This window comes from Puerhibacterium puerhi (assembly GCF_009846865.1).
GTDB classification, from domain to species: Bacteria; Actinomycetota; Actinomycetes; order Actinomycetales; family Cellulomonadaceae; genus Puerhibacterium; species Puerhibacterium puerhi.
This window is the reverse complement of sequence record NZ_WUWN01000050.1, coordinates 1-20,361: the sequence shown is the minus strand read 5'-3', so window position 1 is coordinate 20,361 and position 20,361 is coordinate 1. Positions and strand designations below refer to the sequence as shown.

Below are 20,361 nucleotides of genomic sequence, written 5' to 3'. Positions count from 1 at the left end.
ACCTGCGGGCCCGCCGCACGCCGGGCCCGCGCCCGGCAGCGGCGCGCGGCGAGCGCCTGCCCGTGCCGGACGGGCGGCGGCTCGACGGGCGGCGGCTCGACGGGTCGACGCCGACGCCGGCGGCCTGAGGCCCCCGGACGTCGCCGGGCGTCGCGTCAGGGGCGCTCGGCGAGGGCGCCGCGCACGAGCGTGAGCAGCTCGGCGTCGCCGACCCCGAGCTCGCGGGCGGCGCGCACGAGGGCGCGCACGTCCTCGAGGAGTCCCGCGGTGACCGCCGCGGCGGCGTCCCGGGCGGCGGAGACGTCCCCCGTCACGACGGTGCCGGCGCGGCGGCGCGACCGCACGACGCCCTGGGCCTCGAGCTCGCGGTAGGCCCGCTGGACGGTGCCGACGGCGACGCCGAGGTCCCGGGCCAGGTCCCGCGACGCGGGCAGGCGGTCGCCGGGGCGCAGTGCGCCGACCGCCACCAGCGCCGCCACCTGGGCCCGGATCTGCTCGAAGACGGGGGTCGCCGCCTCGAGGTCGACCCGCAGCTCCGTGGTCACGCCCCGGCTCCCGCCGGCGCGGGGGCGGCGCCGGCGGCCACCGGGCGGGCCGGGAGCGCCGTGACGGCCACCGCCACCGAGCCGAGGCCGGTCGCGAGCCCCACGACGGCGGACGCCGCCGCGGCCACCGGGTGCCCGGCGCTCAGGAGCGCGCTCGTGGCGACGAGCATCATGAGCGCGAGAGCCCCGCCCGCCCACGCCTGGACGCCCGCCAGGAGGCGCGCGGCGCTCGTGCGGCGCACGGCGTCGTCCTGCTCCACCGGCACCACCGCGAGGGCGGGACGGCGCGTGATGACCCCCAGCGCGGCGACGGTCGCGGCGAGGACGAGGATCAGCGCGAGGCCGACCGGGATGCCGAAGGCCCAGCCGGGATAGGGGCCCGACTGCCCCCACTCGACGACCGAGCCGTCGGGGCCGAGCACCGACCCCTTCGCGACGGCACGGCCGTCGGCGGTGCCGGTGACGCCGTAGACCACCACGGCCACGATCCCGAGCGAGACCGTGGCGGCGAGCACGGGCAGGCGCCAGCCGGCGACGCCGTGCACGGTCCGCCGCCGGAGCGGGGCGCGACGCACCGACCCGGTGGGTCGCGGCCAGAACCGCTCGCCGACGGACCGCGCGAGGCACAGGACGACGGCGCCGAAGAACGGCGAGGTGACGCGGACCGTCTCGTCGAGCTCCCGCGGGACGCCCAGGTGGAGCCGCCAGACCATCACCACGGCGCCGACGGCGGCGACCGTCGCGCACGTCGAGACCAGCACCTCGTGGCGGCGGGCGGACGCGAGGACGGCGTCCGTCGTCGCGTCAGGTCGGTGCGTCGCGTTCTGCACCAGCAGCACGGCGATCGCCACCAGGGCCACGACGAGCACCAGGACGATCAGGGCGAGCCCGGCCATCGTTCCCCCAATGAGTCAATGTGTTGATTCATTGGACCATGGCGGGCGGCCGATCGGCAAGGCGCCCAGGGTGGCTGCGCCGCGCGGGCACCCCGCCGCACCCTCTGGGCGCGCGAGGCGGCGGCGCCGTGGTTAGCGTCGTCGGCGCTGACAACAGGCGACGACTGAAGGGGGCACCATGACGATGGAGGGCAAGGTCGCGCTGGTCACCGGCGCGGGATCGGGCATCGGGCGCGCCACGGCGGTGCGCCTCGCGCGCGAGGGCGCCACGGTGGTCGCCCTCGGGCACAGCCAGGACAGCGCGGACGACGTCGCCGAGGAGATCCGGCGCGACGGCGGGACGGCGCTCCCGGTGGCGGCGGACGTCGCGGACGCCGCCGCGGTGCGCGACGTGGTCGACCGGGTCGAGCGGGAGCTCGGCCGGCTCGACGCCGTCGTCGCGAACGCCGGCGTCAACGGCGTCTGGGCCCCGCTCGAGGAGCTGGAGCCCGAGGAGTGGGCCAGCACGATCTCGACGAACCTCTCGGGCACGTTCCACACCGTGAAGTACGCGGTGCCGCTGCTGGCGCGGCAGGGCGGCGCGGTCGTCGTCGTCGCGTCGATCAACGGCACGCGCACGTTCAGCAACTCCGGGGCGTCGGCCTACTCGGCGAGCAAGGCGGGCCAGGTGGCGTTCGCGCGCATGGCCGCCGTCGAGCTCGGTCCGCGCGGCGTGCGGGTCAACTCCGTGTGCCCGGGCGCGATCGACACCGAGATCGACGACAACACCGAGCAGCGGGACACCGAGGACCTCGGCGTGCAGGCCGAGTACCCCGAGGGGCAGATCCCGCTGACGGGCGAGAAGCCGGGCGTGGCGGCGCAGGTCGCCGACACCATCGCGTACCTGGTCTCGGACGCGGCGAGCCACGTGACCGGCACCGAGGTGTTCGTCGACGGCGGGCAGTCGCTCATCGCGTGACCGCGGCGTGCCGGCGGGCGGGGCGGCTGCCCGTGCGTACCCGTGCAGATTCACCCGTGCGGCACGCGTGGCTGCCGCACGGCCGCCACGTGGCTGCCCGCTACCATCCGGGCATGTCACAGCCTACGGACCAGCCGTTCAGCACCCCGGAGGGTCCCGCCCAGCCGCCCTCGGCGCAGGGTGCCCCCGGGTACGCGAGCCCCACGCCGGCGCCCGCCGGCCAGCTGCAGCCCTACGCGGAGCCCGCCGCCCCGCAGAGCTACGCGGCCTACCAGCAGCAGCCGGCCCCGGCCGCGTACCAGCAGCCTCAGCTCGGGTACCAGCCGCCGGCGCAGACCCAGAGCACGCTGTACCTCGTCGCCGCCATCCTCAACTGGGTGGTCCTCGGCATCACGGTGATCTCCACGCTCGGGCTGGGCATCATCGCCGCCGCGTGGATGGTGCCGATGACCGTCATGATCCACAAGGGCGCGAAGGACGGGTACAAGCACACCGGGCTCGCCGTGTGCACCTTGCTGTTCTGCGGCATCATCTCGGGCATCCTCATGCTCGTCGACGAGGGCAACCGCCAGCCCAAGCCCCTGCGATAGGGCCGGCCGCCCAGGCGTCGGACGAGCTCCCGCTCGACGCCCCCGAGGGATTGACGCGGGAAGACCGGACACGACGAAGGGCCCCGCACCAGCCGGTGCGGGGCCCTTCGTCGTGGGCGGTAGCGGTGGGCTTCAATTCCTCGTCCGGACGGGCTGCGCAGCGACCGCACAAACTTGGTGCTGACCTGGGCCGCGACTACCACGCTGCCCACACATGCTCTGCTGCGGCGGCACGCAGATGGGCGCCAAAGAGGAGGGTAAGCGGAGGCTTCCAGCGGGTGGGGTCACTCCGAGGCGCTCGACCGATAGCGGAGCACGGGAAGTCGTCGGAGGCTCGGGTCACGGGTGGCCGTAGGCCATCGCGCAGCGACGCCGTAGGCGCCCTTGATGCGGGACGCAGGCGGCCGGATGCTCGGCTGTCGGTCCGGGGCCGGAAGGTAGGCGCATGAGCGCGATCGGTGGGGAGGCCGACGCTTGCCCAGCGAGTAGGGATGACTTGAGGCGGTTCCGGAAGACCCCGCCACGACGTGTCGAGGGCAGGCCAGACGGGTGGGGTGCGCGAAGCGAGCTTGCGAGCGGAGCGCGGGGCCCCGCCCGGGAGGCCGGCTCGCGCGGCGGAGCCGCGCACTTGAGTCAGTAAGGAAAGTCCTCACGGACGACAGCCAACGCGCGGGCCAAGTGCGCCCGCCTCGCCGCCGGCAAACCCGGTCTGGACATCTATGGCGCCGCCCTTGGTGCGCTTCCCGGTCCCTACGTGGCCCAGATCAATCGGCTGCTTCGACCTTTGCGTGTGTGGTGGCCGCAGCGATGACCTCAGTCAGAGCGCCGTGCAGGGTCTGCAACTCCTGCAAGCTCATGCCGAGGCGGTCGATGATCGTGGCCGGGACGCGTTCGGCCTGCTGGCGAAGCGCCTGCCCGTCGGGGGTCAGGGTGACGGCGAGAGCGCGTTCGTCCGTCCGGTCCCGCTCGCGCCGGATGTAGCCGATCGCCTCCAGACGCTTGAGCAACGGAGACAGGGTCCCGGGGTCGAGCAGGAGCAGCCGGCTGAGCTCCTTCAACGACAGGGGGGCGTGCTGCCACAGGGCGAGCATGACCAGGTACTGGGGGTGCGTCAGCCCGAGCGGCTCCAGTACCGGGCGGTAGACCGCCACCACGCTGCGCGCCGCGACGGACAAGGCGAAGCAGACCTGTCTCTCCAGCGCGAGGGGGTCAGATTCGTCACTCACGTCGCTCATTGTCAGGACCTTCCCCGCATGGGATACGCTCCGATTCTTGGTGCACCAAGGATGCAAGAGTAGCGCGAGCAGCAGGGATCGTGGCGCAGTCGCTCGGCCGAGCCCTGAGCCAGAGACCAGAGGAGAGGACGTCCGACATGGCGGACCAAGTCAACGAGCCGCGCGAGGACTCGGCCGCAATCGAGGAAGGGCAAGGGGTGAGCAGCGACAAGAGCTCAGCGCCCTCGGCGCCCGTCCCGTTCAAGCACACGCGCTGGGAGCGGTTCAACCGCCTCATGTACCGGGTGTTCGGGCCGGCGCAGACCGGGTTGCCGCCTTACGCGACCCCTGAGGAGCGCGAGCGCTTTCGGCTGGCGCACCTGCCCGAGAACAGGCGGCCCCGCTCCGCACCGCCCGGGTACCTGCTGCGGCAGTACCGGGACGGCGAGGGCCACCTGCATCACTACATGGTCCTGGACACGGGCCCCACGGCGAACAAGTCCTCGGAGCAGGCGCCATCCGACTGAAGCCCCGGAGGTCCTACCGTCGAACGTACTTACTGGGTGGGTCCCTATTCGGCTGCCGGGCGCCGGAGAGCCACCTTTACCGGAGCAGCCGATGAGCCGATGGCGTTGGCCGTCGGTGTCACCACGCTTCGCCATAGGTCAGGCGATGCCTGCAAGGAACTGCTGCCGGAACGCCGCTGGTGTGGCGTGCGCTCGCAGGGAGAAGTACTTGACGAGGTTGCTTGCGTCGGCGAAGCCGAGCTTGGCGGCGATGGTGGCCGCAGGGTCGTCGCTGTGGGCGAGCAGCCGTTTGGCTTCGAGGACCACGCGCCGGTCGATGAGCTCCTTGGCTCCGACGCCGGTCGCGGCCAGTGCCGCGCGGGTCAGGGTGCGTGGCGAGTAGCCGAGGCGCTGGGCGTAGTAGGCGACGTCGCGGTGGTTGAGGAAGCCGGTCTCCACGGCGTCGCGGAAGCGCAGGAAGGTGTCTGCGTGTTCTGCTGGGATGGTTCCCGCCGGCTCGATCAGGTTGGTCAGACGTAGGAGGAGCGCGGCGAGAAGATGGTGCAACATCGCCGAGCGCGCCTGGGCGGGCATGTCGGTGGCCTTGAACTCGCGCGTCAGGTGTTCGAGCGCGTGCCGCATGGCCACGGCATCGTTGCCGGTCGGTGTCCATAAGGCGCGGCCGAAGGGGTCGTCGAGTCCGACCTCGGTCGCGGTGGTCGTGGCGAGGGTGCCGGGCGGGAACATCACCACCGAGCCGGAGGCGCCGGTGATGTCGCCGAAGCAGGGGGTGGAAGTCGGGCCGTTGGGCCCGGCTCGATGGCTCGTGGCGGCGCATTCGGCGGTGCAGCTCGGCGAGGGTGACGACCTCAACGGTCCGGGAGCCGAAGCGGGACGAGGCTCGGACGATCGCGCTCGAGGACATCGCGCTGCTGCGCGTGGCGGTTCGGGAGTGGGAGCACCGGCCGGCTCTCCGCCGAGGCCGCCGCAACATCACGCTGCGGCCGCAGATCGTCGACACCATGCTCGGCACCGGCGTACGGATCGGCGAGTGTCTGGCGCTGCGGACATCAGACCTCGATCTGGACGCCACGGCCCCGACACTCACGGTGACAGGAACCGTCGTAAGAGCGAACGGGCGGCTGATCCGTCAGCCCAAGCCCAGGTCGGACTCCTCCCGGCGCACGATCACGCTGCCGGACTTCGTCGTGACAGCGATCAACGAGGCGCTCGACCTCGGGCTCGACGGCGGCCCGGACGACCTGCTGTTTCCCTCCACGAAGGGCACGCCGCGGTCTCCGGGCCGCGTCCGAGATCAGCTCCGCGAGGCTCAGGCGGGAATCAGCACCAAGGTGACGCCACACGACTTCCGGCGCACCGTAGCGACCCTGGTAGCGAACAGCACCACGGTCGCCAACGCGACAGCACTTCTCGGCCATGCCGGCGAGGCGACCACCGTGCGTCACTACGTGAAGCGGACCCACATCGCTCCGGACCTCCGCGTCATCATCGACATGCTCGTTGCGCAGGCATCGACGGACACTCGCGCAGAGGGCAAAGCGCAGTAAATGTGTAGTGCCAAGAACGACGAAGGGTCCCGGATCCGCAGGATTCTGCGGTCGGGACCCTTCGATCGGCGGTAGCGGTGGGATTTGAACCCACGGTGGACTTTCACCCACACACGCTTTCGAGGCGTGCTCCTTAGGCCGCTCGGACACGCTACCTCGCCGGTCGTACCGGCCGTCCGAGGATACCCGGTGACCCCGCCGGAACCAAAAGCAGCACTTGCCGCACCGGCCAGCAGCGCTAGCCGGCGCCCGCACCGAGCAGCGCACCCGGGACCTGCACGGATCCCGACCGGGTCTCCCAGGCCGCTCCGAGGACCACCCCAGGGCCGCACCGGGTCGGTGGGGTGAACTCCGGGTCAACACCGCACGAACACCCGGGGCCGCGGCCCCGGCCGACCCCCGGAGCACCGCATGCCGCCGATCCTCCTGTACGCCGTCGACCTCGTCGCCGTCACCCTGCTCACCGTCGTCCACTTCCGCCGCCACCACCGCCGCGACCTGGTCGCCGCCTACCTCGGCGTCAACGTCGGCGTGCTGGCCGTGGCCTCGGTGCTGTCCGCGAGCGCCGTCGCTGCCGGGCTCGGCCTGGGCCTGTTCGGCGTGCTGTCGATCATCCGGCTGCGCTCGTCCGAGCTGTCCCAGACCGAGGTCGCGTACTACTTCGCGGCGCTCGCCCTGGGCCTGCTCGGCGGCCTCGGCTCGGCCGCCGGCTGGCTCGGCGTCGCCGGGTCGGCCCTGGTCGTCGCCGTGATGCTGGTGGCCGACCACCCGCGGCTGATGGCCCGTCACCGCTCGGAGCTCGTGGTGCTCGACCGCGCGATCGCCGACCGCACCGCGCTCGTGGCCCACCTGGAGCAGCTGCTCGGCGGCCATGTCCGCGACGTGCAGGTCCAGCGCCTCGACCTGGTCAACGACTCGACCTGGGTGGAGGTCCGCTACGAGGCCGGCACGGCGCGGGCCGCCCGGCCCGCGGACCACGCCGCCGGGGCGGTGGCCCGGTGACCACGACCGCCGTCACCGCGCCGCTGGCCGGCGCCCCCGCCGTCGGGCTCGACGAGCTCGCCACCAGCGCCGCGCTGATGACCCGCACCGACCGCAAGTACGTGCTCGCCGCCGCGGAGGCCCGCGACCTGCTGGCCGCGCTCGCCCCCGCCGCGCGCGTGCTGGAGATCGACGGCGCCCGCTCGCTGGGGTACGCGTCGACGTACTTCGACACCGCCGACCTCGCGGCCTTCCGGCAGGCGGCGACCCGCCGCCGGCGCCGGTTCAAGGTGCGCACCCGCCGGTACGTGGACACCGGCGCGTGCTTCGTGGAGGTCAAGACCCGCGCCGCGCGCGGCGTCACCGTCAAGGAGCGGCTGCCGCACGACGACGACGCGCACCTCGGCACGGGTCGTGGGTTCGTCGCCGACCGGCTGGCCGCCGCGGACCTCCCCGACCTCGCCGCCGCGCCGCTCGTGCCCACCCTGCGCACCGGCTACCGGCGCACCACGCTGCTGCTGCCCGACGCCCGGGTGACGGTGGACACCGCGCTGGTCTGGACGCTGCTCGGCGACGGCGGCGCACCGGTCGCGCGGGCCGCGGCCGGTGACCTCGTCGTCGTCGAGACCAAGACCGGCTCCGCGCCGTCCGGTGCCGACCGCCTGCTGTGGCGCGCGGGGCACCGCCCCGACCGCATCTCCAAGTACGCCACCGGCCTGGCCGTGCTGCGTCCTGAACTCCCCGACGCCCCGTGGCGCCGCCTGCGCCGCCGGCACCTGGCCGGCGTCGTGCCCTGCCCCGCCTGACCGAAGGACGTCCCATGCACCCGCGCACCCACCGTCCCACCCTCCGCCCCGGCACCGGACCCGACCGCCGTCCCGCGCGCCCCTGGGCCGCCGTCGTCGCGGCCGGCGCCCTCGCCGCCGCCCTGACCGGCTGCAGCCTCGTCCAGGACTCCGCCACCACGAGCGGCACCGGCTCCGGCGCCGAGAGCACCTCGGTCACCGCGAGCGCCGCCGGCCAGAGCGCGCAGCAGGTGCTCGACGCGAACCTCGACCACTCCGCGACCGCCGTGCTGGCCGACCAGACCTGGGAACCCGCCGACGAGGTGGCCGTGACGCTGGCCGGCGCCTCGGCCGCCGCGGACGGCGACGGCGTCACGGTGCGCGGCTCGACAGTGACGATCACCGCGCCCGGCACCTACCGCCTCTCCGGCACGCTCGACGACGGCCAGGTGGTCGTGGCGAGCAGCGCTGACGGGGTGGTGCGGCTCGTGCTCGACGGCGCCGACGTCACCAGCTCCACCGGCGCCGCGATCGACGTGCAGGACGCCGACCAGGTCTCCGTCGTCCTCGCCGACGGCTCGGCCAACCGCCTCGAGGACGCGACCACCTACGCCGACACCACCTCGGAGAACGCCGCCGACGCCGCGCTGTACTCGACCGCCGACATGGTGGTCTCCGGCAGCGGTGCCCTCGAGGTGGTCGGCAACGCGAACGACGGCATCACCGGCAAGGACGGCCTGGTGATCGCGTCCGGCGACATCACCGTCACCGCCGCCGACGACGCCGTGCGCGGCAAGGACTACCTCGTGGTCACCGGCGGCACGCTGACCGTCGACGCCGGCGGCGACGGCCTGAAGTCCGACGCCGACGACGACGCCACCGCCGGTTACGTGGCGCTGCTCGGGGGCGAGATGACGGTCCGGGCCGGCTCGGACGGGGTGCAGGGGTTCACCGACGTGGCCGTCGTCGACGGGAGGCTCACGGTGACGGAGTCCGAGGAGTCGATCGAGGCGGCGGTCATCGCGGTCTCCGGCGGCACGGTGGACGTCACGGCCACCGACGACGGCTTCAACGCCACGGTCAAGGAGGCCGAGGACGCGACCTCCTCGGAGGGCACCGGCGACACGGCTGACGGCTCCGACGGCTCGGCGTCGGACGGTGCCGCCGGTGCCGCCGGTGCCGGCGCGCAGGGCCCCGGCGGGGGCGGCGGCGAGATGGCCGTGCAGGAGGGGGCGTCGCTGACGGTGACCGGCGGCAGCGTGCACGCGGTGGCCGGGGCGGACGCGTTCGACTCCAACGGGGTCATCGAGGTCTCCGGCGGCACCACCGTGCTGGAGGTGCCCGCGAGCTCGGGCGGCGGTGACGGCGCGCTCGACGCCAACGGTACGACGACGGTCTCCGGCGGCACCGTGGTGGCCACCGGCAACGCCGCGACCGGTCAGGTGAGCGGCAGCTCGTGGGTGAGCGCGTCGCCTGACGCCGCGGTGGCGGGCGGCACCTCGGTGACGCTGGCGGCCGACGACGGCACGGAGCTCGGCACGTTCGCCCTCACGCAGGACGCCGCCGCGATCGCGTTCACCAGCCCGGACGTCACCTCGGGCGCCACGTACACCGTGCAGGCCGACGGCCGGACGCTCGCCTCCGGCACGGCCGAGGACGGCCTGTCCGGCGCCATGGGTGGTGGCCCGGGCGGCGGTGGTGGCGATGGCGGCCGTCCGGGCCAGGCACCGGGCGGGACGGGCACCGGGTCGGGCACCGGCACCGGCACCTCGGCCTGACCCCGGCCTGACCCCGGCCTGACCCCGGCCTGACCCACCCGCACCGGGTCTGGTTGACCGGTCCTCGGTTCGCCCTGGGCGCACGGTGGGACACCTCACGGCGAGCCCGCACCCCCGCGCGTACTGTCGAGAGCGTGCAACCCGTCCCCCGGCCCCTCGCTCCGACCTACCAGCAGCGCACGTGGACGTTGCCCGAGGACGCGGTGGTCCGCCACGGCACGGTCGAGGACGCCGCCAGGGTGCTGCGCGGGCTGACCGTCACCGCGCTGACCGGCGCGGGGGTCTCCACCGACTCGGGGATCCCGGACTACCGCTCCCCCGAGTCCCCGCCGCGCAACCCGATGACGTACCAGCAGTTCGTCGGCGACGAGGCCTTCCGCCGCCACTACTGGGCGCGCAACCACGTGGGCTGGCAGCACGTGCACCGCACCTACCCCAACGCCGGCCACCGGGCGCTGGCCGCCCTCGAGGAGCGCGGCGTCGTGCACGGCGTCATCACCCAGAACGTCGACCTGCTGCACGAGGACGCCGGCTCACGGAACGTCATCGACCTGCACGGCCGCTACGACCGTGTGGTCTGCCTGCAGTGCGGCCGGGTCGTCTCCCGCGCCCACCTGGCGCAGCGGCTCGAGGCGCTCAACCCGCACTTCCTCGACGAGGTGCTGGCCGGCGGCCTCTCGGTCGACGACGTGGAGATCGCCCCCGACGCCGACGCCGTCATCGAGCGGACCAGCCACTTCGTCCCCGCTCCCTGCGAGTTCTGCGGCGGCGTGCTCAAGCCGGAGATCGTCTACTTCGGCGAGACGGTGCCGCGCGAGCGGGTCGACCGCGCCTACGCGATGGTCGACGACGCCGACGCCCTGCTGGTGGCCGGCACGTCGCTCACGGTGATGAGCGGGCTGCGGTTCGTGCGGCACGCGTCCAAGGCCGGCAAGCCGATCGTCATCGTCAACCGCGGCGAGACGCGCGGCGACCCGCTGGCCACCGTCAAGGTCACCGCCGGCGTCTCCGAGACGCTCACGCGGCTCGGCGAGCTGCTCTAGCCCGGGCGAGGACCAGGTCCGAGTGCTCATGCGGCCCGTGTCCGGGGAGGGTGGGTCGGCTGCCCGGCCGCTCCGCGGCCCGGGGCAGCCCGTGACTCCCGGGGCTGGTGTCGTCGCTAGGAAGCGGTCGCACGTGCGGCCTGGCCAGCGCGCCGCGCCTGACCCGCGTGGTTCTCGCGCCCCATCCGTATGACGTCGTCGAGCTTGTCGCGCGTCGCGGTCAGCGCCTCCAGCTGCGCCTGGACACGAGCGCGCTCGGCCAGCAGCCGCTCGTGCATCTCGGCGGTGAGGCCGCCGTGCTCCATGCAGGGCAGGATCTGCAGCACGGCCTTGCTGCCGAGCCCGGCGGCGTAGAGGTCCTGGATGAACCTGACCCGGTCGACCGCCTCGTGCGAGTACCTGCGCTGCCCGCTGGCGCTGCGCTCGGGGACCAGCAGCCCCTGCTCCTCGTAGTAGCGCAGCGCCCGTACGCTCACCCCTGCCAGTGCTGCGACCTCTCCGATACGCATGCGTCCCCCCTGACCGCTCGACCTGGGCTTGCCCCTGACGTCGACGTCAGGTCCTAGCGTGCCAGACATGACAACTGCGCTGATCACCGGGGCCAACCGCGGCCTCGGCCACCACTTCGCTGCCGAGCTGCTCGCCAGGGGAGCGACGGTCTATGCCGCCGCCCGCGAGCCCGCCACGATCGACCTGCCCGGCGTCCGGCCCGTCGCCCTGGACATCACCGACCCCGAGGCGGTCGCCGCAGCCGCCGACCTGGCCCGCGACGTGGACCTGCTGGTCAACAACGCCGGCATCTCGACCGGGGCGCAGCTCCTCGGGGACCTGGACGGCGTGCGCGCCGAGATGGACGTCAACTTCTGGGGCGCGCTGTCGATGGTCCGCGCCTTCGCTCCCGTGCTCGCGGCCAACGGCGGCGGGCAGATCGTCAACGTCGCCTCCGCGCTGTCCTGGTTCGCCGCCCCGGGCGCCGGCGCGTATGCGGTGTCCAAGGCTGCGAACTGGAACATGAGCAACGCCCTGCGCCTGGAGCTGGCAGCGCAGGGCACACAGGTCACCTCCGTGCACCTCGGGCTGGCGGACACGGACATGTCCAGGACGCTCCAGGGGCCGAAGACCGACCCGGCCGTGGTCGTCCGCACGGTGCTGGATGCCGTCGCGGCGGGCGACCTCGAGGTCGTCGTCGACGAGTGGAGCGCGATGGTCAAGGCCTCGCTGGCCGAGGACCCCCGCATGTTCTACGACCGGTTCCTCACGGCCTGACTCGTCGGCTGCGCCCGGCGAGCGGAGCGGGGCCGGCTCGCCGGGCCGCGGCGGCGCGTGAGGGCTGGACAAGACGCGTGAGGGCTGGTCAGGAGTGGTGACGCTTGCGCACCCTCGGGGTCCTCGGAAGCGGTCGCTGCTCAGGCGTCGCAGCACACGTCGACGATGAGGTTGCCGGGGCCCTTGAGGTAGGCGGACTCCGTCCCCCAGTCGGTCGTGAGGGGTCCGGCGAGGAGCTCGGCGCCCGCGGCCGTGGCTCGTGCGGTGGCCGCCGGGACGTCGTCGACGTAGTGGTGCACGATGACGCCGCCGAGCGGCGCCCACGGCACCATCGCGTCGCGCGACAGCATGATGCGCAGCCCGCCGGCGTCGAGCTCGCCGAAGTTCGGGTCGTCGGTCAGGACGGACCAGCCGTAGGCCTCGGAGAGCAGCTCGGTCGCCGCCGAGACGTCGTCGACCTGCAGGTCGATCGCGCGTACGGCCATGCCCGCCCCCTGGTCATCGCGGTGTGCGTTGCTCGCCGCACCCTAGGGAGCCTGGTCAGCGCGCGGCAAGACCCGTGACGGGATGAGTCGCAGGCGCCAGGACAGCTCGTCGAGGGCCGTGGAGGCGCCCCTGCGCCTCGTGGGCGCTGCACGCGCGGCGACGGCGCGACCGCTCGCGGCACCCGGCCGGTCCCGGCAGGATGAGGGGCGCGTGGCGGGACCGACCGCCGCGCGCGAGGGATGCGCAGGACGACGCGAGGAGGTGCCCGTGGACGACGCCGTGGTCGTCGGGTCCGGCCCGAACGGGCTCGCCGCCGCCGTCACGCTCGCGCGCGCGGGCCTGCGCGTCACGGTGCTGGAGGCCCGCCCCACCCCGGGCGGCGGCGTCCGCACGCTGGGGCTCGGCCTGGCCGACGGCGTCGTGCACGACATCTGCTCCGCCGTGCACCCCATGGCCTGGGCGTCGCCGTTCTTCGGCGCGTTCGACCTGCGGGCGCACGGCGTCGAGCTGCTGACCCCCGAGGTGCAGTTCGCGCAGCCGCTGCCCGGCGGCCGCGCCGCCGTGGCCTACCGCTCCGTGGAGCGGACGGCGGAGCGCCTGGGACCCGACGCCGCCGCGTGGCGCGGGCTGCTCGGCCCGCTCGCCCGGCAGTGGCCGGCATCCATCGCGCTCGCCCTCGGCGACCACCGCTCGATCCCGCCCGGCTTCCGGCCCGACGGCGCGGTGCGGTTCGGGCGGCGGCTGCTCGAGCAGGGCACGCCCGCCTGGAACCTGCGGTTCCGCGGCGACGAGGCGGCCGCACTGCTGACGGGCGTCGCCGCGCACACCATCACCGCCCTGCCGTCGTTGGCCGGCGCCGGCACCGCGCTGCTGCTGGCGTCGCTCGCGCACGCCGCACCCGATGACGTCGACGGCGCTCCGGGACACGGGTTCGACGGCGGCTGGCCCATCCCGCGCGGCGGGTCCGGGGCCATCGTCGCGGCGCTGCTGGCCGACCTCGAGGCGCACGGCGGCACCGTCGTCACCGACCATCCCGTGCGCGGCCGCGCCGACCTCCCGGCGGCGACCGCCTACCTCTTCGACACGCCCCCGAGCACGCTGCTGCAGGTGGTCGGCGACGCCGTCCCCGAGCGCACGCGCCGGGCGCTCGACCGCTTCCCCCGCGGCGCCGCCGCCGCCAAGGTGGACCTCGTCCTGGACGGGCCCGTGCCGTGGGCCGACCCCGAGGTGGGCCGCGCCGGCACGGTGCACGTGGCCGGGACGCGCGCCGACATGGTGCGTGCGGAGGCCGCGGTGACGTCGGGGCGGCACGCCGAGCGGCCCCTGGTGCTGGTCAGCGACCCGACGGTCGTCGACCCCGGCCGGGAGGTGGGCGGCCTGCGGCCGCTGTGGACGTACGCGCACGTGCCCGCCGGCTCGGACGTCGACGTCACCGAGACGGTGATCGCGCAGGTGGAGCGGTTCGCGCCGGGCTTCCGCGACGTCGTCGTCGCCGCGCGGTGCACGCCGGCCGCGCAGATGGAGCACCACAACCCGTCCTACCTGGGCGGCGACATCGCCGGCGGCGCCGTGACGATGTGGCGCATGATCGCCCGCCCGACGGCCGCGCTCGACCCGTACCGCGCCGGGCGGGTGTACCTGTGCTCGTCGTCGACGCCGCCCGGGCCCGGCGTGCACGGCATGGCCGGCTGGCACGCCGCGCGCCGGGCGCTGCGGCAGGTGTTCGGCGTGCGGGTCGCGCCGCTGTAGCCGGGCGCGTCAGCCCGCGTCGTCGGAGCCCGCGTCGGCGCCCGCGTCGGCCTCGCCGGCGTCCTCGCCGCCCGAGCCGCGCCCGCGGCGGCCGCCGTCGGCATCGGCGAGCTCGGGCAGCAGGTCGTAGCGCGTGCGGTACAGGTCCAGCAGCGTCAGCAGCATCGCGACCACCGGGATGGCCAGCAGCGCGCCGGCGACGCCGAACATCGACGTCCCGAGGATCACCGACGCGAAGCTCACCGCCGGGTGCACGTTGACGGCCCGGGCGCTGATGCGCGGCTCGATCGTCAGGTTCTCCACCTGCTGGTAGAGGATGCCCCAGGCCAGCACGATGACCCCCAGCCAGGGGTTGTCGCTGAGCAGGCCGACGAGCACGGGCAGCGCGATGGCGATGTAGGTGCCGATCGCGGGGACGAACTGCGCGACGATGCCGGTCCACAGCGCCAGGGCCAGCCAGGACGGCAGCCCGATGATCGCGAAGACGATGCCGCTGGCTGTGGCGTTGACGGTGGCCAGCACCACGCGCGCGCCGACGTACCGGCCCGTCTTCTCCGCCATGGTGTCCCAGACGACGATCGTCGTCTCCTGGATGCGCGGCGGGAACAGCGAGGCGATCCAGCGGCGCAGCCGCGGGCCGTCGGCGGACAGGTAGAACAGGAACAGCGCGAACATGAAGAAGTTCGCCACGCCGCCGGCGATCGAGCCCAGCACCGTCAGCACGCTGCCCGCCACCTGGCCCGCGACGCCGGCGAGCCGCTCCGACGACAGGTCGATGTTCGCCACGAGGTCGTCGAGGGTGTAGTCGGTGCCGAACCGCCGGTTGAGCCACGCCAGGAGGTTCTCCGCGAGGTCGGGCACGCTCTGCACCAGGCCCGCGACCTGGGTGACGATCAGCTGGCCGAACAGCGCGAGGAACACGCCGAGGAAGACGACGACGGCGAGCGCGACGAGGGCGGTGGCGGCCCCGCGCGGCATGTGCCGGGCCAGCCGGCCCACCGCCGGCTCCATCGCCAGCGAGCCGAACCAGGCCATGAACACCACGAAGATCAGCGAGCTGCCGTGGCCGAGCACGAACCGCAGCACCAGGGCCAGGGCGATGAGGCCGAGGACCACGAAGCCGACCCGCCACACGTTGCCCGGGTCGAGGACCACCCGCCGGGTCTCCGCCCGGGTCTCGCCCCGGGTCACCATGCGGCCGTTCGCGCGCATCACGCCTCCTTCGTCGGGACCGATCGTGCCGTACCGGCGGCGCGACGCCCGGCGCGCCACGCGCACCGGCCCCGTACGACGTCGCACGTCACGGCGCCGGAGCGCCGCCCGGCGCCGTCAGCGCTGCGCCTCGAAGAACCCCCGCAGCTGGGCCGCGCACTCCTGCTCGCGCACGCCGCCGATCACCTCGACGGCGTGGTTGGCGCGCTGGTCGCGCACCAGGTCCCACACGGAGCCGGTCGCCCCGGCCTTGGGGTCCCACGCGCCGAGCACCAGGCGCTGCACGCGGGCGGCGACGAGCGCGCCGGCGCACATGACGCACGGCTCGAGCGTGACCACCAGGGTGCACCCCTCGAGCCGCCACTCGCCGCGGGTCAGCGCCGCCTGCCGCAGGGCGAGCACCTCGGCGTGCGCCGTCGGGTCGCCGGTCTCCTCGCGGCGGTTGCGGCCCAGGCCGATCAGCCGGCCGTCGGCGTCCAGCACCAGGGCCCCGACCGGCACGTCGCCGGTGGCCAGCGCGTGCGACGCCTCGTGCAGCGCCAGGCCCATGAGCGCGTCCCACAGCTGCCGGCGCTCGCCGAGCGTGGGCGGCGGGAACGCGCCGCCCGCCCCGGGCAGCGCGAGGCCGCGCGCCTCGCGCGCCCCACCGTCGTCGTGCACCCGTCCCCTCCCCGCCGGCCGGCCGTCCACACCACCTGTCGGACACCACCTGTCAGACGCAGGGAAGGCTATAGCGCGCCCTGGTTCTGACACCTCGCGGGGTACCGTGAGCCCATGCGCCTGCACGTCGCCGACCACCCGCTCGTCGCCCACAAGCTCACCGTCCTGCGGGACCGGACCACCCCGTCCGCCACCTTCCGTCAGCTCGTCGACGAGCTGGTGACGCTGCTGGCGTACGAGGCCACGCGGCACGTGCGCGTCGAGCCGCACGAGATCGAGACGCCGGTCACCACGACGACGGGCGTCAAGCTGTCCGCGCCGAGCCCGATCGTGGTCCCGATCCTGCGCGCCGGCCTGGGCATGCTCGAGGGCATGACCCGCCTGCTGCCCACCGCCGAGGTCGGCTTCCTCGGCCTGCAGCGCGACGAGACGACCTACGAGGCCGTCACCTACGCCAACCGCCTGCCCGACGACCTCACCGGCCGCCAGGTGTTCCTGCTCGACCCGATGCTCGCCACCGGCGGCACGCTGGTCGCGGCGATCGACTACGTCACCCAGCGCGGCGCGCGCGACGTCACGTGCGTCTGCCTGCTCGCCGCCCCCGAGGGCCTGAAGGTGGTCGAGGAGGCGATGGCCGACCGCGTCGACGTGCAGGTCGTCGTCGCCAGCGTCGACGAGCGCCTCGACGAGAACAAGTACATCGTCCCGGGCCTGGGCGACGCCGGCGACCGCCTCTACGGCATCGTCTGACGCGCCCCGGCCCAGCACGACTGCGGCGCCGCCCCGAGCCGGGGCGGCGCCGCAGTCGTGTCCGGCCACGCCGGTGCGCCTCAGCGCGTCTCGCAGGGGCCGACCGGCTCCCAGGCGCCGTCCGTGCCCGGTGCCGCCGTCCACCAGCCGAAGGCCGGGACCGGCGCGGCGCCCGCCGCGCGGCCGAGGCCGAGACCCGGGGCGCCGCCGCCCCCGCCGGTCAGGGCTCGGTCGAGCCAGCCGAGGATCGACAGGTCGGACGCCCGCTCCGCGGCGCGCTCGCCGGCGCGCTCGCCGGCACGGGAGGCGGCGGGCTCCGACGCCGAGCCGCTCGGCGCGGTCGCCGCGCCGCCCGGCGTGCCGGTGCTGCTGGGCGTGCTGCCGCGGCCCGGCGTGCCGTCGCTGCCCGAGCCGCCCGAGCCACCCGTGCTCGGAGCCGCGGGCTGCGTCGCGGGCGTCGTCGCGGTGCCCGACGGCGTATCGCCGCCGGTGTCGCCGCCCTGGGTGGATCCAGGGGTGGGTCCAGGGGTGGATCCAGGGCCGGATCCCGGCGTCGTCCCCGGCGTCGCGCCCGGGGTGGACCCCGGCGTGCCCGCCGACCCGGACGGCCCGCCCGTGGCACCCAGGTACCGGTAGTTCACGTGGTCGTGGCCGACGACGTCGCCCGGCGCGTAGCCGCCGGTCGCCTCCGTGGCGGCGTCCCACGGCGCCTCGCACCAGCCGACCGCCGTGAACGGCTCGACCGTCAGCGAGGCGCGCCAGTCGCCCGCCCGCACGGTGTAGGTCGCGCCGTCCGCGCCGGTCGCGCGCGGCACGGGCACCGTGGCGGTGGCGCCGGCGGCGATCACGCGCACGGCCCGGAGCCGGTCGTCGGCGCCGGCCACCCGGAACACCACGGGCACGTTGGAGCCGGAGTTGTCGAGCACCACGGCGACGGTGCGCGTCGACGTCGGCGCGCCGCCGACCTCGCCGGCCTCGGGCTCGCCCGTCTGCAGCGAGGCGCTCGGGCGCGCCTGGACGCACGAGCTCGCGGCGAACCGCGCGCTGCCCGTCGCGACGTGCTCGGTGCCCTCGACGGTCCGGGCGAGCTCCACGTCGACGGTGCCGCCCGGCGCGCGCAGCCAGCGGCCGAGCGGCAGGACGACCTCGCGGGTCTCGCCCGGCGCGAGCGTCACCGGCGTCGTCCAGGCCTCGGTGCCGGCCCGGGCGACGCGCGCGCTCCACGTGGCCGCGCCGTCGTTGGCGAGGGTCACGGCCAGCTCCGGGCGCGCCGCGCGGCCGTCCGCCGTCGTGCAGCGCGGCGTGGCGGTGACGGTGACGTCCTGCGGCCACGCGACCGTGGCGCAGCTGGGGAACGCGGCGTCGACGGTGCCGAGCAGGCGCCCGTCGGCGAGCACGTCCACCGCCGTCGTGCCCCACGCCACCGGCACCTCGAGCACGCCCTGGCCGCCCCCGGCGACCTGCAGCGACGCGTCGCCGGCGGTGAAGGTCACCGGCAGCGTCGAGCTGCTGTTGTCCACCGGGACGCGCAGCACCGCCGTGGACGCCTCGGCGTCCGGGTCGTAGGTGCAGTCGCCGGCCGTGACGGCGGCGACGTCGACGGACGGCGCCACGACGGCGGCGGGGTACGCCACCGTCGGGTCCTGCTCGGGCGCCGCCGCCTGGGCGGGCTCGTCGCCGTCGGCGTCGACCACCCAGCGCGACAGCAGCAGCTGCGCCCTGCCGGCGGGCACCGTGGCCGCCTCGGTGTCGACCGCGAGGGTCGCCGTCTCGCCGGCGCCGAGCGTCACCGCCGGGACCACGTGGCCGGCAGCGGCCATCCCGGCCTGCATCGCCTCGCCGGTGCGGTTGGTGACGGTGGCGGTCAGGCGCACCTGGCCGTCCACGTTCTGCGGCACGACGGACGCGTCGACGTCCCAGTCGGGCGCGTAGCAGTCCGCCGCCTCGTGGGAGCCCGCGGGCACCGTGGTGGTGTAGGTCGCGCCGGCGACCTCGCGCACGAGGGTCCAGGTGGCCGTGCCGGCCGGCAGCCGCAGGCCCTGGTCGAGCGTGACCGTGGCGGACTCGTTCGGCCCGACCGGCACCGGGTCGCTGGTGCCGCCGGCCGCACCCAGGCGCACCGTGACGGGCGCGCCCGTGGTGTTCCGGTAGGTGCCGACGACGGCGCCGCGCGCGGTGTCCACGCCGCCGGTGGCCTCGCACCGGGCCAGCAGCTCGCCGGCGCCGGCGTCGGCGTCGGCCCACGCCGGCGTGACGGCGAGCGTGCCCGTGCCGGCCCGCACGTGCTCGGAGCCGGGCAGCACCGGCCGGACGGCCACGGCCTGCACGCCGGCGTGCTCGGTCCCGGTCGCGGCGACCCGCAGGCGCGCCTCCACCGCGTCGCCCGGCGCGAGCGGCGCACGGTCCGTGCCGGCGGCGGCGCACGCCACGTCGTCCGAGGTGGTCGAGCAGGTCAGGCCGCCGTCCACGCCGACCAGCGCGACCTCGTCGGGCAGCTCCACGACCACGGACCAGCCGCCCGGCGCGGCGACGTCGCCCGTGCTGCGGACGGTCACCGGCAGCCACGCGGCGCCCGGGTTGGGCAGCGAGTCGACCGAGCCCACGGTCGCCGTGAGCTCCGCGCCGAAGGTGCCGACGGACGTGGGCGGCAGCTGGACCTCGGCCGCCGCGACGCCGTCGGCCCACACGGCCGCGTCGATGTCGTACGTCCCGCCGGCCTCGGCCTCGACCCGCACGGTGACGGTCTCGGTCGCGCTCGGCTCGATGTCGCCCACGAGGCAGTCGACCACCTGGTCGCCGGCGTCGGTGCCGGTGCACGCCAGCGACCCGACGCTCAGCGCGGTGCCGTCGCCCGGGAGGGCGGAGCTCCCCGCCGGCGACGGGGACAGCACGGGGCGCAGCCCCTCGGGCAGGGTGAGGCGCACCGTCGTGCTGCGGGCCGTGGACCCGCCGAGGTTGCGCACGAGGAAGGTCACGGGCTCGGGCTCGCGCGGCTCGAGCGTGCCCGTGGGCACCGACCGGACCTCGAGGTCCGGCGGCTCGACGAACGGGTCGCCGCCCAGCGGCAGCAGGTTCACCGGCGACGTGGCGTCCTCCTCGACGCCCACCGGCAGCGTGCCGAGCCGGCCGTCCTCGACGCCGTCGCCCAGGCGGTCCACGACGACGGCGGACGGCATCGCCGGCACTGACGGCTCCGCGCCGGCACCCATCGACAGCGCGACGCCGACGCCCACCGCGGCGACGGCGACGGCGCCGGTAGCGGTGCCGCTGGAGCGCCTCCTCGACGCGAGCCCGGGTGGCAGGCGCGACGTCGGCGCGGCCGTTGAGCACCTTCGAGACGGTGGGCACCGAGACCCCGAGCTCGCTCGCGATCT

20 protein-coding genes, 1 tRNA gene and 1 pseudogene are annotated in these 20,361 nt (G+C 75.1%); 11 read left to right on the top strand and 11 right to left on the bottom strand.

Going from position 1 to position 20,361, the window contains the following annotated elements; all coding sequences use genetic code 11:
• Window positions 1-155 precede the first annotated feature (155 nt).
• Together GSF02_RS16500 and GSF02_RS16495 are read right to left on the bottom strand one after the other, a co-directional pair.
• Window positions 156-545, bottom strand: a complete 390-nt coding sequence (locus GSF02_RS16500) for a GntR family transcriptional regulator (RefSeq protein ID WP_159798468.1) — start codon at window positions 543-545, stop codon at window positions 156-158.
• Window positions 542-1,441: a hypothetical protein gene (locus tag GSF02_RS16495; protein ID WP_159798467.1), complete on the bottom strand. Its 900-nt coding sequence runs from the start codon at window positions 1,439-1,441 to the stop codon at window positions 542-544. The genes GSF02_RS16500 and GSF02_RS16495 overlap by 4 nt, the downstream gene beginning before the upstream one ends.
• 178 nt (window positions 1,442-1,619) lie before the next feature.
• Here GSF02_RS16495 and GSF02_RS16490 point away from each other — a divergent pair, with 178 nt between their 5' ends.
• Window positions 1,620-2,399, top strand: coding sequence for an SDR family oxidoreductase (locus GSF02_RS16490; protein WP_159798466.1), 780 nt, complete (start codon window positions 1,620-1,622; stop codon window positions 2,397-2,399).
• A 113-nt stretch (window positions 2,400-2,512) separates the two neighbouring features.
• Window positions 2,513-2,989, top strand: a complete 477-nt coding sequence (locus GSF02_RS16485) for a hypothetical protein (protein ID WP_159798465.1) — start codon at window positions 2,513-2,515, stop codon at window positions 2,987-2,989.
• A gap of 764 nt (window positions 2,990-3,753) precedes the next feature.
• Here the strand turns inward: GSF02_RS16485 and GSF02_RS16480 are convergent.
• Window positions 3,754-4,224: a MarR family winged helix-turn-helix transcriptional regulator gene (locus tag GSF02_RS16480; protein ID WP_159798464.1), complete on the bottom strand. Its 471-nt coding sequence runs from the start codon at window positions 4,222-4,224 to the stop codon at window positions 3,754-3,756.
• 137 nt (window positions 4,225-4,361) lie between these two features.
• On the opposite strand from GSF02_RS16480, the gene GSF02_RS16475 reads away from it, so the two are divergent.
• Window positions 4,362-4,730, top strand: a complete 369-nt coding sequence (locus GSF02_RS16475) for a hypothetical protein (protein ID WP_159798463.1) — start codon at window positions 4,362-4,364, stop codon at window positions 4,728-4,730.
• A 138-nt stretch (window positions 4,731-4,868) separates the two neighbouring features.
• On the opposite strand, the gene GSF02_RS16470 is transcribed toward GSF02_RS16475, so the two are convergent.
• On the bottom strand, window positions 4,869-5,456 hold the full coding sequence (locus tag GSF02_RS16470; protein WP_235915641.1) for a helix-turn-helix domain-containing protein: 588 nt from the start codon (window positions 5,454-5,456) through the stop codon (window positions 4,869-4,871).
• A gap of 113 nt (window positions 5,457-5,569) precedes the next feature.
• On the opposite strand from GSF02_RS16470, the gene GSF02_RS16465 reads away from it, so the two are divergent.
• Window positions 5,570-6,277: a tyrosine-type recombinase/integrase gene (locus tag GSF02_RS16465; protein WP_159798461.1), complete on the top strand. Its 708-nt coding sequence runs from the start codon at window positions 5,570-5,572 to the stop codon at window positions 6,275-6,277.
• A gap of 69 nt (window positions 6,278-6,346) precedes the next feature.
• On the opposite strand, the gene GSF02_RS16460 is transcribed toward GSF02_RS16465, so the two are convergent.
• A tRNA-Ser gene (locus GSF02_RS16460) sits at window positions 6,347-6,433 on the bottom strand.
• Between the two features lie 255 nt (window positions 6,434-6,688).
• Here GSF02_RS16460 and GSF02_RS16455 point away from each other — a divergent pair.
• From GSF02_RS16455 to GSF02_RS16440, 4 genes are all read left to right on the top strand, one after another.
• Window positions 6,689-7,279, top strand: a complete 591-nt coding sequence (locus GSF02_RS16455) for a DUF4956 domain-containing protein (RefSeq protein WP_159798460.1) — start codon at window positions 6,689-6,691, stop codon at window positions 7,277-7,279.
• A complete protein-coding gene (locus tag GSF02_RS16450; RefSeq protein WP_235915639.1) occupies window positions 7,276-8,064 on the top strand; it encodes a VTC domain-containing protein in 789 nt (262 codons plus the stop codon). The genes GSF02_RS16455 and GSF02_RS16450 overlap by 4 nt, the downstream gene beginning before the upstream one ends.
• Window positions 8,065-8,078: 14 nt before the next feature.
• Window positions 8,079-9,821, top strand: a complete 1,743-nt coding sequence (locus tag GSF02_RS16445) for a carbohydrate-binding domain-containing protein (protein ID WP_159798459.1) — start codon at window positions 8,079-8,081, stop codon at window positions 9,819-9,821.
• A 134-nt stretch (window positions 9,822-9,955) separates the two neighbouring features.
• Entirely contained in the window at window positions 9,956-10,864 is a 909-nt protein-coding gene (locus GSF02_RS16440) for a Sir2 family NAD-dependent protein deacetylase (RefSeq protein ID WP_159798458.1), read from the top strand.
• 116 nt (window positions 10,865-10,980) lie between these two features.
• Here GSF02_RS16440 and GSF02_RS16435 read toward each other — a convergent pair whose 3' ends face one another.
• A complete protein-coding gene (locus tag GSF02_RS16435; protein ID WP_159798457.1) occupies window positions 10,981-11,373 on the bottom strand; it encodes a MerR family transcriptional regulator in 393 nt (130 codons plus the stop codon).
• Between the two features lie 67 nt (window positions 11,374-11,440).
• Between GSF02_RS16435 and GSF02_RS16430 the strand changes: the two genes are divergently transcribed.
• Window positions 11,441-12,130, top strand: a complete 690-nt coding sequence (locus tag GSF02_RS16430; RefSeq protein WP_159798456.1) for an SDR family oxidoreductase — start codon at window positions 11,441-11,443, stop codon at window positions 12,128-12,130.
• A gap of 140 nt (window positions 12,131-12,270) precedes the next feature.
• On the opposite strand, the gene GSF02_RS16425 is transcribed toward GSF02_RS16430, so the two are convergent.
• Window positions 12,271-12,615, bottom strand: coding sequence for a VOC family protein (locus tag GSF02_RS16425; protein ID WP_159798455.1), 345 nt, complete (start codon window positions 12,613-12,615; stop codon window positions 12,271-12,273).
• Window positions 12,616-12,883: 268 nt separating this feature from the next.
• Here GSF02_RS16425 and GSF02_RS16420 point away from each other — a divergent pair, with 268 nt between their 5' ends.
• Window positions 12,884-14,365 (top strand): phytoene desaturase family protein, encoded by a 1,482-nt coding sequence (locus GSF02_RS16420; protein WP_408003909.1) that lies wholly within the window; start codon window positions 12,884-12,886, stop codon window positions 14,363-14,365.
• Window positions 14,366-14,374: 9 nt separating this feature from the next.
• Here the strand turns inward: GSF02_RS16420 and GSF02_RS16415 are convergent, their stop codons facing one another.
• Together GSF02_RS16415 and GSF02_RS16410 are read right to left on the bottom strand one after the other, a co-directional pair.
• A complete protein-coding gene (locus tag GSF02_RS16415; protein WP_235915638.1) occupies window positions 14,375-15,577 on the bottom strand; it encodes an AI-2E family transporter in 1,203 nt (400 codons plus the stop codon).
• A 117-nt stretch (window positions 15,578-15,694) separates the two neighbouring features.
• Window positions 15,695-16,126, bottom strand: coding sequence for a nucleoside deaminase (locus GSF02_RS16410; RefSeq protein WP_159798469.1), 432 nt, complete (start codon window positions 16,124-16,126; stop codon window positions 15,695-15,697).
• Window positions 16,127-16,351: 225 nt separating this feature from the next.
• On the opposite strand from GSF02_RS16410, the gene upp reads away from it, so the two are divergent.
• The gene (gene upp / locus GSF02_RS16405) at window positions 16,352-16,987 is read left to right on the top strand and encodes a uracil phosphoribosyltransferase (RefSeq protein WP_159798453.1); all 636 of its coding nucleotides are present in this window, start codon (window positions 16,352-16,354) and stop codon (window positions 16,985-16,987) included.
• 80 nt (window positions 16,988-17,067) lie between these two features.
• Here the strand turns inward: upp and GSF02_RS16400 are convergent, their stop codons facing one another.
• Complete coding sequence (locus tag GSF02_RS16400; protein WP_159798452.1) at window positions 17,068-20,220, bottom strand: hypothetical protein; 3,153 nt, start codon at window positions 20,218-20,220, stop codon at window positions 17,068-17,070.
• Between the two features lie 31 nt (window positions 20,221-20,251).
• Window positions 20,252-20,359, bottom strand: a pseudogene (locus GSF02_RS19180) (LacI family DNA-binding transcriptional regulator); the annotation flags it as partial.
• Window positions 20,360-20,361 lie beyond the last annotated feature (2 nt).

Coding starts and splice junctions, on each gene's coding strand:
- GSF02_RS16480 (WP_159798464.1), bottom strand. CDS start 4,224: ATGAGCGACGTGAGTGACGAATCTGACCCCCTCGCGCTGGAGAGACAG.
- GSF02_RS16455 (WP_159798460.1), top strand. CDS start 6,689: ATGCCGCCGATCCTCCTGTACGCCGTCGACCTCGTCGCCGTCACCCTG.
- upp (WP_159798453.1), top strand. CDS start 16,352: ATGCGCCTGCACGTCGCCGACCACCCGCTCGTCGCCCACAAGCTCACC.
- GSF02_RS16415 (WP_235915638.1), bottom strand. CDS start 15,577: ATGCGCGCGAACGGCCGCATGGTGACCCGGGGCGAGACCCGGGCGGAG.
- GSF02_RS16410 (WP_159798469.1), bottom strand. CDS start 16,126: ATGGGCCTGGCGCTGCACGAGGCGTCGCACGCGCTGGCCACCGGCGAC.
- GSF02_RS16490 (WP_159798466.1), top strand. CDS start 1,620: ATGACGATGGAGGGCAAGGTCGCGCTGGTCACCGGCGCGGGATCGGGC.
- GSF02_RS16445 (WP_159798459.1), top strand. CDS start 8,079: ATGCACCCGCGCACCCACCGTCCCACCCTCCGCCCCGGCACCGGACCC.
- GSF02_RS16495 (WP_159798467.1), bottom strand. CDS start 1,441: ATGGCCGGGCTCGCCCTGATCGTCCTGGTGCTCGTCGTGGCCCTGGTG.
- GSF02_RS16470 (WP_235915641.1), bottom strand. CDS start 5,456: ATGTTCCCGCCCGGCACCCTCGCCACGACCACCGCGACCGAGGTCGGA.
- GSF02_RS16475 (WP_159798463.1), top strand. CDS start 4,362: ATGGCGGACCAAGTCAACGAGCCGCGCGAGGACTCGGCCGCAATCGAG.
- GSF02_RS16425 (WP_159798455.1), bottom strand. CDS start 12,615: ATGGCCGTACGCGCGATCGACCTGCAGGTCGACGACGTCTCGGCGGCG.
- GSF02_RS16485 (WP_159798465.1), top strand. CDS start 2,513: ATGTCACAGCCTACGGACCAGCCGTTCAGCACCCCGGAGGGTCCCGCC.
- GSF02_RS16430 (WP_159798456.1), top strand. CDS start 11,441: ATGACAACTGCGCTGATCACCGGGGCCAACCGCGGCCTCGGCCACCAC.
- GSF02_RS16435 (WP_159798457.1), bottom strand. CDS start 11,373: ATGCGTATCGGAGAGGTCGCAGCACTGGCAGGGGTGAGCGTACGGGCG.